The organism is Janthinobacterium sp. GW823-FHT06H09, assembly GCF_058794735.1.
Genome location: NZ_JBXAHC010000010.1, coordinates 95692 through 108146, shown reverse-complemented (window position 1 = coordinate 108146; position 12455 = coordinate 95692). Strand labels below are relative to the sequence as shown.

The 12455-nt window shown below is 63.2% G+C and carries 9 protein-coding genes; 5 read left to right on the top strand and 4 right to left on the bottom strand.

The window, feature by feature from the left end; all coding sequences use genetic code 11:
- Window positions 1-78: 78 nt before the first annotated feature.
- A complete protein-coding gene (locus tag AC1Q6X_RS18490; RefSeq protein WP_492498058.1) occupies window positions 79-2175 on the top strand; it encodes a putative bifunctional diguanylate cyclase/phosphodiesterase in 2097 nt (698 codons plus the stop codon).
- Window positions 2176-2182: 7 nt separating this feature from the next.
- Here the strand turns inward: AC1Q6X_RS18490 and AC1Q6X_RS18485 are convergent, their stop codons facing one another.
- Window positions 2183-3223, bottom strand: a complete 1041-nt coding sequence (locus tag AC1Q6X_RS18485; protein ID WP_230506365.1) for a porin — start codon at window positions 3221-3223, stop codon at window positions 2183-2185.
- Window positions 3224-3898: 675 nt separating this feature from the next.
- Here AC1Q6X_RS18485 and AC1Q6X_RS18480 point away from each other — a divergent pair.
- From AC1Q6X_RS18480 to AC1Q6X_RS18465, 4 genes are all read left to right on the top strand, one after another.
- Window positions 3899-6706 (top strand): valine--tRNA ligase, encoded by a 2808-nt coding sequence (locus AC1Q6X_RS18480; RefSeq protein WP_492498057.1) that lies wholly within the window; start codon window positions 3899-3901, stop codon window positions 6704-6706.
- Window positions 6707-6821: 115 nt separating this feature from the next.
- Entirely contained in the window at window positions 6822-7289 is a 468-nt protein-coding gene (locus tag AC1Q6X_RS18475; RefSeq protein WP_492498055.1) for a DUF2147 domain-containing protein, read from the top strand.
- 275 nt (window positions 7290-7564) lie between these two features.
- On the top strand, window positions 7565-9082 hold the full coding sequence (locus AC1Q6X_RS18470) for an ice-binding family protein (RefSeq protein WP_492420039.1): 1518 nt from the start codon (window positions 7565-7567) through the stop codon (window positions 9080-9082).
- A 13-nt stretch (window positions 9083-9095) separates the two neighbouring features.
- Entirely contained in the window at window positions 9096-10235 is a 1140-nt protein-coding gene (locus tag AC1Q6X_RS18465) for an OmpA family protein (RefSeq protein WP_492498053.1), read from the top strand.
- A 66-nt stretch (window positions 10236-10301) separates the two neighbouring features.
- Here the strand turns inward: AC1Q6X_RS18465 and AC1Q6X_RS18460 are convergent, their stop codons facing one another.
- From AC1Q6X_RS18460 to ruvA, 3 genes are read right to left on the bottom strand one after another with little or no spacing between them, the layout of a single operon-like run.
- The gene (locus AC1Q6X_RS18460) at window positions 10302-10769 is read right to left on the bottom strand and encodes a YaiI/YqxD family protein (RefSeq protein WP_492498167.1); all 468 of its coding nucleotides are present in this window, start codon (window positions 10767-10769) and stop codon (window positions 10302-10304) included.
- Between the two features lie 32 nt (window positions 10770-10801).
- Window positions 10802-11857 (bottom strand): Holliday junction branch migration DNA helicase RuvB, encoded by a 1056-nt coding sequence (gene ruvB / locus AC1Q6X_RS18455; RefSeq protein ID WP_034749202.1) that lies wholly within the window; start codon window positions 11855-11857, stop codon window positions 10802-10804.
- Window positions 11858-11863: 6 nt separating this feature from the next.
- On the bottom strand, window positions 11864-12442 hold the full coding sequence (gene ruvA / locus AC1Q6X_RS18450; protein WP_070222695.1) for a Holliday junction branch migration protein RuvA: 579 nt from the start codon (window positions 12440-12442) through the stop codon (window positions 11864-11866).
- Window positions 12443-12455: the final 13 nt, after the last annotated feature.

The window sequence follows — 12455 nt, the reverse complement described above, 5'->3', positions numbered from 1 at the left end:
CGCCTGACGCCCTACAGTCAATCACTGCCAGGGCTGCCGGATCATGGATCGGCGCCGGCGCTGTTACCGGACGCCATCATGCAATCATTCTTCAAACGCATCTCCATTTCCGTCTCCATCTCGGCCCTGATCACCCTGGCGGTCGGGCTGTGCCTGACGGCCCTGTGCTACGCATCGGCACGCCAGATCGAGTCGGAAAGCACCAGGCTGCTACTGCAGTACCACGCCAGCGGTCACACGCTGCGCGCCGCCATGCTGCCGGCCAACGGCATGACCTTGGATGCAAACCACCGCGGCTCGCTGTATGTGCTGCTGGGCGGAATGTTGTCGAGCCTGCTGGCCACGGCCTATGTGTACCAGCTGGTGTCGCGCAATTCCGTGATTGCCCGCATCACGGGCGAACGCACGGCGGCGCTGCAGTTTGCCAATTTGCGCCTGTCCGAGGATATCGCTGCGCGCATGCGCAATGAAAAGTCGCTGCGCTTGCGCGAACGCATCATCGAAGTCTCGGCCAACGCCATCATCCTGTGCAGCGCCGACGCGCCCGGCTACCTGATCGAATACGTCAATCCCGCCTTCGAGCGCATCACCGGCTATGCGGCCGGCGAAGTCATCGGCCAGCGCCTGGAAGACTTGCAGGGGCCGGAGCATGCGCGCCAGGACATGCATGCCATCAGCGCGGCCTTGAGCGAACAGCGCGAAGGCAAGGCCATCGTGCGCAATTTCCGCAAGGACGGCAGCACCTATTGGAGCGAGCTGTTCGTCGCACCCGTGCGCGACGATGGCGATGGTCCCGTCAGTCACTTTGTCGTGGCGCAATACGACATCAGCACCGTCATGCGCTTCGAGCAGGAACTGGAATTCCAGTCGCGCCACGATATCCTCACGGGCCTGGCCAACCGTTTATTGCTGCGCGAGCGGCTGGAACAGGCGATGGCCGTGGCGCGCCGCAGCACCCTGCCCCTGTGGGTGGTCTTCATCGACCTCGACCGTTTCAAGTTCGTCAACGACACCCTGGGCCACGATGCGGGCGACATCCTGCTGAAACTGATCGCCGACCGCCTGCGCGCCGCCACGCGCGAAGTCGACACGGTGGCGCGCCTCGGCGGCGACGAATTCGTCTTGCTGCTGCCGCAACACGCCAACAGCGACCCGGGCCAGCTCATCCTGCAGCGCGTGCTGGACGCCGTGGCCCAGCCGCTGCTGGTGGGCGGCCATGAATTCTTTCTCACGTGCAGCATGGGCGTGGCCACCTATCCGCTGGACGGCGACAGCGCGGAAACCCTGATCAAGCATGCCGACATCGCCATGTACCGGGCCAAGGAGCAAGGCCGCAATCACTGGCAAAGCTACGCGCCGGCCATGAATGCCGACATGCTGGCCCGGCTGGGTCTGGAAAGCGAGTTGCGCCATGCGCTCGAGCGTGGCCAGTTCCACCTCGTGTACCAGCCGCAGGTGGAGCTCGACAGCGGCAAGGTGGTGGGCATGGAAGCGCTGCTGCGCTGGCGCCACCCCACCCTGGGCGCCATCGCGCCCGGCGAATTCATCCACCTGGCCGAGGAAATGGGCTTGATCGTGCCCATCGGCGCCTGGGTACTGCAGACGGCGTGCGCGCAAGCGCGGGCGTGGCAACGGGAGGGACTGGGCGGTTTGCGCCTGGCCGTCAATTTGTCTGCGCGGCAATTCCGGCAAAGCGGCTTGCTGCAATCGGTGCGGGAAATACTCGCCGTGACGGGCCTGGAAGCGCGTTTCCTCGAGCTGGAATTGACGGAAAGCATGATGATGCAGGATGTGGAACAGGCGATCGCCACCATGGGCAAGCTCAAGGCGCTGGGCTTGCAGCTGTCGATCGACGACTTCGGCACCGGTTATTCGAGCCTGGCGCACCTGCGCCGCTTCCCCATCGACGTATTAAAAATCGACAAATCCTTCGTCAGCGACCTCACGCACAGCGACGACGACGCGGCCATCGTGCAAGCCATCATCGCGCTGGCGCACAGCCTGCGCCTGGACGTCATCGCCGAAGGCGTGGAAACGGCGCAGCAGCTGGCCTTCCTGCGCCAGCACGGCTGCGACCAGATGCAGGGCTATCTGTTCAGCCGCCCGCTGGCCGCGCCCGCCTTTGAAGAATTATTACGCCAAGGCAGCATGTTGCCTGCCCTGGCGATGGTTTGAGCAGGCGTTAAAACGCGTGGCGCAAGCCGACGTTGAACGCGCGGTTGCCCGTGCCCACTTCCGTGGCATTGCCCACCATGTAGGCGGCGTCGTTGCGGTTGCGGATATGCGCGTAGGCAACATATACCTTGCTGCGCTTGGACAAGGCGTACGTGGCGCCGATGGCCAGCTGCTGCGCATCGCGGTTGGCGCTGTCGCGGTCATCCTTGCGCACATACGAGGCCAGCAAAGTCGTCGCGCCCAGCGGCACGGAGACGCCAACGATGGCGTCGCGGCTGTCGTTCGACGCGGTGGGCGCCTGCGCCGCGCCATATGGGTTTTCCGCGAAGAACATGGTGCTGCCCTCGCCCGTGTTGCGGCCATAGCCGGCAAACGCCGTGGCCACGCCGAAGTTGTAGTTACCGGCCAGAATCGTGTTGTTCGCGTCGGCCTTACCCGGCTCGCCCGCACGGCTCTGGCGCGCCAGGCGCAAGGTCAACGGACCGTTGACATAGCCGAGGGCCAGACCCAGCGAGCGCTGGTCCGCCGCCACACCCGTGTGTTCGCCGGCGCCATACATGACGGTGCCCGTCACGCCGCGCCATTCCGGCGAGGTGTAGCGCACGGTATTGTCGATGCGCGTGGCCGAATAGCCGGCCAGGTTGGTCGCCGCGCCGGCATAACCGCCTTCGAACGGGTCGGCCACGTCGGTCAAGGCCTGGCTTTGCAGGTTGTACTGGCGGCCCACGGTCAGCATGCCCAGCGGGCTGTTGAGGCCGACAAACGCCTGGCGGCCGAACAATTGCCCCGCCTGGTCCGAGCGGCCCGTATCGCCCTGCACGCCCGCTTCCAGGGTGAACACGGCTTGCCAGCCATTGCCCAGCGACTCCGTGCCGCGCAGGCCCAGGCGCGAGCCGGCCGATATGCCACTGGTGAGCTTGCTGATGCCGCCTTCCTGTACCAGGCCCGCGTCCATCAGACCATAGACATCAACGGACGACTGGGCTTGGGCGGCAGGCAAGGCGCCCAGAGTGGTGGCAAGACCGGCAACGATGGCGATTTTTTTCATGATGATTTCCTTGTAAAAGCGAAACCAGGAAAGCGGCGGCCACGGCAAGGCCACAGGCGGCAAGGCGCCAAGCGGGGTGTGCCGTATCAAAAGACGACGCGCCGGACAACAGATCCTGGCTAAGCTGTGGCGGCAGCGGCGTGCAATGACGTGCCGCTTTGATTCCGCCGTGAATGGTGCACCGCTGGCGGTGCGCGTGGCTCAGGCGCCCGGCCCGAAGGGGACGCGCTGAAGGTGGCTGGCATCGCAGATGCGCTGGCCGTGAGACGCGGACGGGTGCTGGATATGAAACGTTGATACCACCGCGTCTGCTGGCGCCGTCCGCAAGGATGGGGCAGGAGGCGCCGAGGCCGGCATTATAGCATCGGCCGCCCTTTCTCCCCCGTTTTATTGCGCCCTCTGTTGTTAAGTAACCCCCAATAAATTATTGTGATTTCTGACTTCCATAACCGGCGCTCTGCGGCGTTGCCCGCTGCTAGCAGTGCTCGCACTGCGTCACGGCTGGCGCCTTGCATAGCATCCGGTTCTGTTCGTCATAATTTCACAATAATTTCCTGAGGATTACTTAGTTCGCGGCCCGCCAGGCCGCCAAAACACTGAAAAAGGCCGCTTGCCACGCTGCAGGCGTTGCCGCGTCATCTATAATGGTTCCTTTTGCCAATCACACGCCAAATCATGGAATTAGCCAAGTCTTTCGAGCCCGCCGACATTGAACAATTCTGGCGCACCGAGTGGGAACAGCGCGGTTACTTTACCGCCACCCTCGATGCCGGAAAACCTTCCTTCAGCATCCAGTTGCCGCCGCCGAACGTCACCGGCACCTTGCACATGGGCCATGCGTTCAACCAGACCATCATGGATGGCCTGACCCGCTACCACCGCATGCTGGGCCACAACACGGCCTGGATTCCCGGCACCGACCACGCGGGCATCGCCACGCAAATCGTCGTGCAACGCCAGCTGGACGCGCAAAAGATTTCGCGCCATGACCTGGGCCGCGAGAAATTCGTGGAAAAAGTGTGGGAATGGAAAGAAAAATCGGGTTCCATCATCACCGGGCAGATGCGCCGCCTGGGCGCTTCGGCCGACTGGAAGCGCGAATACTTCACGATGGATGAACCGCGCTCGAAAGTCGTCACCGACGTCTTCGTGCGCCTGTTCGAGCAGGGCCTGATCTACCGCGGCAAGCGCCTCGTCAACTGGGACCCCGTGCTGGGCACGGCCGTGTCCGACCTGGAAGTGGTGTCGGAAGAAGAAGACGGCTCCATGTGGTACATCAAATACCCGCTGGCCGACGGCAGCGGTTTCCTGACGGTGGCCACCACGCGTCCTGAAACCATGCTGGGCGACGTGGCCGTGGCCGTCGATCCGACGGACGAGCGCTACACGGCGCTGGTGGGCAAGATGCTCAAACTGCCGCTGACGGACCGCGAAATCCCCATCATTGCCGACGAATACGTCGACAAGGAATTCGGCACCGGCTGCGTGAAGATCACCCCTGCGCACGACATGAACGATTACGCCGTGGGCCAGCGCCACAAACTGGCGCAGATCGTCATCCTGACCCTGGACGCGAAGATCACCGACGACGCGCCGGCCGCCTACCGCGGCATGGACCGTTTCGCCGCGCGCAAGCAGATCGTCGCCGACCTCGACGCGCAAGGCTTGCTGGAACAGGTCAAGCCGCATAAATTGATGGTGCCGCGCGGCGACCGCACGGGCGTCGTCATCGAGCCGATGCTGACGGATCAGTGGTTCGTCGCCATGAGCAAACCGGCCCCGGAAGGCACTTTCTTCCCGGGCAAGTCGATCGCCGAGACGGCGCTGGACAAGGTCGCCAATGGCGAAATCAAGTTCGTGCCGGAAAATTGGAGCACCACCTACAACCAGTGGCTCAACAACATCCAAGATTGGTGCATCTCGCGCCAGCTGTGGTGGGGCCATCAAATTCCGGCCTGGTACGACGACAAGGGCAATATCTTCGTTGCCAAGACAGAAGCGGAAGCCATCGCCAAGGCGCAGGCCGCCGGCAGCACGGGCCCCTTGAAACGCGACGACGACGTGCTCGACACGTGGTTCTCGTCGGCCTTGGTGCCGTTCTCGACGATGGGTTGGCCTGAAGAAACGCCGGACATGAAGGCCTTCCTGCCGTCGTCCGTGCTGGTGACGGGTTTCGACATCATCTTCTTCTGGGTCGCGCGCATGGTCATGATGACGGCGCACTTCACGGGCAAGGTACCGTTTGAAACCGTCTACGTGCACGGCCTGGTGCGCGATTCGACGGGGCAGAAGATGTCCAAGTCGAAGGGCAACACGCTGGACCCGATCGACCTGATCGACGGCATCGACCTGGAAGGCTTGATCGTCAAGCGCACCACGGGCCTGATGAACCCGCGCGACGCGGAAAAGATCACCAAGGCGACACGCAAGGAATTCCCGGAAGGCATTTCCGCCTACGGCACGGACGCCGTGCGCTTCACCATGGCCAGCTATGCCTCGCTGGGCCGCAACATCAACTTCGACCTGGGCCGCTGCGAAGGCTACCGCAACTTCTGCAACAAGATGTGGAACGCCACCCGTTTCGTCATGATGAATACGGAAGGCAAGGATTGCACGCCGAACGACGCCGACCTGTCGCAAGCGGACAAGTGGATCATCTCGCTGCTGCAAAAGGCGGAACTGGACGTGGCCAAGGGCTTTGAAGACTTCCGTTTCGACAATATCGCCGCCACCATCTACAAATTCGTCTGGGACGAGTATTGCGACTGGTACCTGGAAGTAGCCAAGGTGCAAGTGCAGCAGGGCACGGAAGGCCAGCAGCGCGCCACCCGCCACACCCTGCTGCGCGTGCTGGAAGTGGTGCTGCGCCTGGCCCATCCGATCATCCCGTTTGTCACGGAAGCCCTGTGGCAGACGGTGGCGCCGCTGGCCGGCAAGACCCTGAAAGCTGAGGGTGATTCGATCATGATGCAGCCGTATCCGATCGCCAACACCGACAAGATCGATGAGTCGGCCGAAGCGTGGATGCAGCAGCTGAAGGCCTTGACGGACGCGACGCGCAACCTGCGCGGCGAAATGCAAATCTCGCCATCCGTGCGCGTGCCGCTGATCGTCGAAGCGGGCAATGCGGCGGAAAAGGCCGCGCTGGCGTCGTACGCACCGTACATCCAGTCGCTGGGCAAGCTGGCTGAAGTGCAGATCGTCGATGCGCTGCCGGACTCGCCAGCGGCCGTTGCCATCGTCGGCACCACCAAGCTGATGCTGAAAGTGGAAATCGACGTGGCAGCCGAACGCGAGCGCCTGGGCAAGGAAATCGCCCGCATCGAAGCAGAAATTGCCAAAGTAAACAGCAAATTAGGCAATGAAAGCTTCGTCGCGCGCGCCCCGGCCGCCATCGTTGCGCAAGAAAACGAGCGTTTGCTCAGTTTTTCGGCGACAATTGAAAAACTGCGCGAACAGTTTGCTAAACTAGCCAGCGCATAAGGCAGGTTTGGAAGGATTGCGCGGCGTTATCCGTGACGCCGCGCAGCACCGCTGGTCTTGCCTTGGTATATAAACTGTTCGTGACCCGATCAAAAAAAACCATTGGAGACTAACGATGCGTACTTTATTCAAAACAACCGTCACAGCAAGCGTCATGATGGCCGCCCTGGCCATCGCCGGCAGCGCCGCCGCGCGCGATGACAACCACACCCCCGTGGGCACGTGGAAAACCATCGACGACGCCAGCGGCAAGCCGAAATCCCTCGTCGTCATCACGGAAAGCAACGGCGTCTTGCAAGGCAAGATCGACAAGCTGTTCCGCGCCCCGAATGAAGAGCAAAATCCGAAGTGCGACAAGTGCACGGGCGCCAACAAGGACCAGCCCATCGTCGGCCTGGTGATCCTGTCCGGCCTGAAATATGACGGCAAGGAATGGACGGGCGGCGAAATCATGGACCCGGCCAATGGCAAGACCTACAAGAGCAAGGCCGAACTGATTGAAGGCGGCACCAAGCTGCAAGTGCGCGGCTATGTCGGCGTGCCGATGTTTGGCCGCTCGCAGACGTGGGTACGCGAAGACTAAGCAGCACACGTATGCCCTGTCGAAGCCGGTCGCTGCGCCGGCTTTTTTGTGTCTGTATTCCGCACACGGCCGTTGTTTTCCAGGCCGAATCGCTCGCGTTTGCGCCATTTTCCTACCAAAGGCAGGCTATGCGCGCCACCGAACATACTTGAAGTTTCCTAAATGAAATAGTGCATGCCTGTGACGCCATCGCCTGTAGCGAAAAGCGGCATGGCTCTGCCGGATGACCTCATCCGCGGATGCCCGGCAATGATTGCCATGCACAAAGGAACTATATGAACCTCTTCAAGCGATATCTGAATCCGCTGCTCGTCTCGGCAGGTTTGCTGGCCATGGCCGCCCTTGCCGGTTGCGGCGGCGGCGACCAGGGACGCGATCCCATCCTCGGCTTGCCGGGCGCCACCTTGTCCAGCCTGGCCGTCACGCCAGCCACGGCCACGGTCACCATCGGTGCGGGCCAGCAATTCACGGCCATCGCCACGTATAGCGACGGCTCGTCGCAAGACGTCAGCGCCAAGGCGGCCTGGGCGTCGGCCACACCGGCCAGCGCGACAGTCAATGCCGCCACAGGCTTGAGCACCGGCATCGCTGCCGGCAACAGCAACATCAGTGCCGCGTTTGGCGGCAAGAGCGCAGCGGCCCAGTTGACCGTCACGCCAGCGACCTTGCTGGCTATCGCCGTCACGCCGCAAAGCCCCATCGTGCCCGTCGCCGCGACGCGCCAGCTGGCCGTCATTGCCACCTACTCGGACAACAGCACGGCTGACGTCACGGCCAGCAGCAGCTTCCTTGCCGTCACGCCCGCTTTCGCCACCGTCGCCAGCGGCGGCCTCGTCACCGGCGTTGCCTTTGGCACCAGCGTCATGAACGCCAGCTTCAACGGCAAGACGGCCAGCACCACCATCACCGTGCCGGCCACCAGCATCGTCAGCATCGCCGTCACGCCGGCCACCGCCAGCATCGCTGTGGGCGCCACGCAGCAATTCATTGCCACCGCCACTTATTCCGACAGCTCGAACGCCATTGTCACCAACAGCGCCGCCTGGACCTCGGGCACCGTTGCCAATGCCACGGTACTGAACACGGGCATCGCCACCGGTGTTGCCACCGGCACCAGCAGCATCACCGCCACGGCCGGCGGCCAGTCGGGCAGCGCGCTGCTGACCGTCACCGCTGTCGCCATCCCGCCCGTCCTGAACCCGATCTTCCTGGGCCGCGCGGCACCTTTCGGCGTGCTGGCAGGTACCTCGATCACGAACAATTCGGGCGGCACCACGCTGATCACGGGCGACGTCGGCTCACCTTCGCAAACGGTCGATCCGACCCAGGCGGCAGGCTTTACCAATTACAAGTCGGGCGCCATCCTGGCCGGCGCCATGACGGATTTGCAAGCGGCAATCACGGATGGCAACAGCCGTACGTGCGACGTCAGCTTTGCCGGCGGCATCGACCTCGGCGGCCAAACCTTCGGTCCCGGCGTGTATTGCTATGCGGGCGCCATCAGCATCACGGGCACCCTGACCCTGAACGGTCCTGGCGTGTACATCTTCCGCACGGCGCTGACCCTGAACTCAACCGTCAACTCGGTGGTTGCCCTGAACAATGGCGCCACGGCCGACAACGTCAGCTGGCTGCCCGTCGGCCCGACCACCCTGGCCGCCAACAGCGTCTTCAAGGGCAATATCCTGGGCCAGTCGGCCGCCATCACGGTGGGCGACAATACGACCCTGCTCAATGGCCGCGTGCTGACGGCTGCCGCCGTTACCCTGCGCAACAATCAGATCACCAAATAATCGGGACATGACCATGACTATCGCACACACACTGGGCGCCCTGAGCGTAACGGCCGGCGCCTTGCTGGCGGCCCAATCGGCGCAGGCGCAGGACAATACCTTCATCAACCCGGACTGGGCCAACAGCGCCTGGTACATCGGCGCGGGCGCGGGCCAGTCGCGCGCCACCATCGACGAGCCGCGCCTGCGCGCCAGCCTGGCCGCCAACGGCGAAACCGTCACCGGTTTCAGCAAGGACCAGCGCGACACCGGCTATAAACTGTTTGTCGGCCGCCAACTGAACCAGTATGTCGCCGTGGAAGCCGGTTACTTTGACCTGGGCAAGTTCGATTTCAAGTCGACCACCAGCGGCAACGGCGTACTGAACGGACAAGCGGCCTTTCGCGGCGTGAACCTGGACTTGCTGGGCCAGCTGCCGCTGTCGCAGCGCCTGTCGTTGCTGGGCCGTGTCGGCATGCACTACACCAAGACCAACACGGAGTTCAGCGGCAACCGCCTGCTGGGTTCGGCCAATACCCATGCCAGCGAACGCAAGCTCAACGCCAAGCTGGGCCTGGGCCTCGAATACAAGTTCAGCGAAGCGCTGGCCCTGCGCGGCGAAGTCGAGCGTTATCGCCTGAACGACGCCGTCGGCAACCGCGGCGATGCGGACCTGTATTCCGTCAGCCTCGTGTATAAACTGGGCCGTCCGGCCACCGCCACGCCCGCCTACCAGCCGGCGCCCGAGGTCGCGCCCGTCGTCGCCATGCCGGCACCGGTGATCGAGGCCAAGCCGGCGCCAGCCCCCGTGTCGGAAAAAGTGTCGTTTGCTTCCGAAGCGCTGTTTGATTTCGATCAATCGACGCTCAAGCCGCAAGGCAAGGCGGCACTGGACCAGCTGCTCGGTCAACTGACGGGCATGGACCTGGAAGTCATCGTCACGGTCGGCCATACGGATGCCGTCGGCTCCGATGCCTACAACCAGAAGCTGTCTTTGCGCCGCGCCGAAGCCGTCAAGGCTTATCTGGTGGCGCAGGGTGTCGAGACGAGCCGCGTCTACACGGAAGGCAAGGGAGAAACCCAGCCCGTGGCCGACAACACGAGTGCCGCCGGCCGCGCCAAGAACCGCCGCGTGACGGTGGAAGTCGTGGGCACGCGCAAAGTCATGCGTTAAGTTTTACGCGCACAAAAAACCGGCTTGCGCCGGTTTTTTTTCGTCCACAGTTTTTTCGCCCACAGCTTATTGCGCTGCTGCCGGCTTGCGGTGATGCTTGCTCAGATGCCGGTCCAGGCTGTTGGCGAACTGTTGCCGGTCCGACTGGCTGAAGGCGGCCGGGCCGCCCGTGTCGACGCCGCCGCTGCGCAATTCTTCCATGAAGGCGCGCATCGTCAATTGCTGGGCGATATTGTCTTTCGTATAAAACTCGCCGCGCGGGTTCAGCGCGAAACCGCCCTTGGCCAGGACGTCGGCCGCCAGCGGGATGTCGCCCGTGATGACGAGGTCGCCGGGATTGAGCAGCCGCACGATTTCCTGGTCGGCCACGTCGGCGCCGGACGGCACTTGCACGGTGCGGATGAAACGCGAGGGCGGCACCCGCAAACCCTGGTTGGCGACCAGGGTGAGCGGCAACTCCAGGCGGTCGGCGACTCTGTACAAAATTTCCTTGATGACGACGGGACAGGCATCGGCGTCGATCCAGATCTGCATGCCCACGCTCGCTTGCTCACCCGCTTCCGCCATCACAGTTCCCACGCTTCGCCGCCCGGGCCCATGCGCGGCGCGCTGACGCCAAAGTGCAGGTAGGCGGCCGGCGTGGCGACACGGCCACGGGGCGTGCGCTGCAGGAAACCTTGCTGTATCAGGTAAGGTTCCAGCACGTCTTCGATGGTATCGGCCGCTTCGCCGATGGCGGCGGCCAGATTGCCGATGCCGACGGGGCCGCCGCCGAACTTGAACAGCACGGCTTCGAGCAATTTACGGTCCATCACGTCGAAACCGGCGGAATCGACGTCCAGCATGGCCAGCGCGCGGTCAGCCACCACCTTGGTGATCTCGCCATTGCTTTTGACTTCCGCGAAATCGCGCACGCGGCGCAACAGGCGGTTGGCGATACGGGGCGTGCCGCGCGCGCGCTGGGCAATCTCATGCGCGCCTTCCGGGTCGATCGGCGCTTTCAGCAGGGCCGCGCTGCGCGTGACGATCTTCGTCAATTCGCCCGTGTTGTAGAACTCCAGCCGGGCGACGATGCCGAAGCGGTCGCGCAGCGGATTGGTCAGCATGCCGGCGCGCGTGGTGGCGCCGACTAATGTAAACGGTTGCAGATCGAGCTTGACGGAGCGGGCGGCCGGGCCTTCGCCGATCATGATGTCGATCTGATAATCTTCAAGCGCCGGATACAAAATCTCTTCGACGACGGGGGACAGGCGGTGGATTTCATCGATGAACAGGACGTCGTTCGCTTCCAGGTTCGTCAGGATTGCCGCCAGGTCGCCCGGGCGCTCGAGCACGGGGCCGGAGGTCTGGCGCAGATTGACGCCCATTTCGCGCGCGATGATGTGCGCCAGGGTCGTCTTGCCCAAGCCAGGCGGGCCGAACAGCAAGGTATGGTCGAGCGCTTCCTTGCGCTGGCGCGCGGCCGTGATGAAGATTTCCAGCTGGTCGCGGATCTTTTCCTGTCCCACGTACTCGTCGAGCTGCTTCGGGCGCAAGGCCCGTTCGATCGCCTCTTCGTTGTGCGAGATGGGCGCCGCGTCGATGATGCGCTGTTCCGTGAAGCTGTCGGTCTGGATGCTCATGCCCTATCAGCCTTTCGACAGCGCTTTCAGCGCCAGTTTGATGCCGTCCGACACGCCGCTGCCGGCCGGCACGTTTTTCACGGCGGCCAGCGCTTCCTTGTCGGAATAGCCGAGCGCGACCAGCGCATTGAGGATGTCCGATTGGGCATCGGGCGCCGCGTGCGCGCCGCCGGCGCCGATATCGGCCCCCAGCTTGCCCTTCAATTCCAGCAGCAGCCGTTCGGCCGTCTTCTTGCCGATGCCAGGCACTTTCACGAGGCGGCCGGAATCCTGCAAGGTAATGGCTTGGGCCAGGTCGGCAATCGTCATGCCCGAGAGAATCGACAAGGCCATGCGCGCGCCCACGCCCGTGATCTTGATCAACTGGCGGAACACGGCCCGCTCGGCCGCATTGCCGAAGCCAAACAGCAAATGCGCATCTTCGCGAATGGCCTGGTGCGTGAACAGCACGACTTTTTCGCCCACGTGGGGCAGGTTGTAAAAGGTGCTCATCGGCACGTCGACTTCATAGCCGACGCCCTGGCAATCGACCAGCAATTGTGGCGGATTTTTTTCAAGCAAAATACCGGAGAGACGGCCTATCATCGCGTGTTCCTAA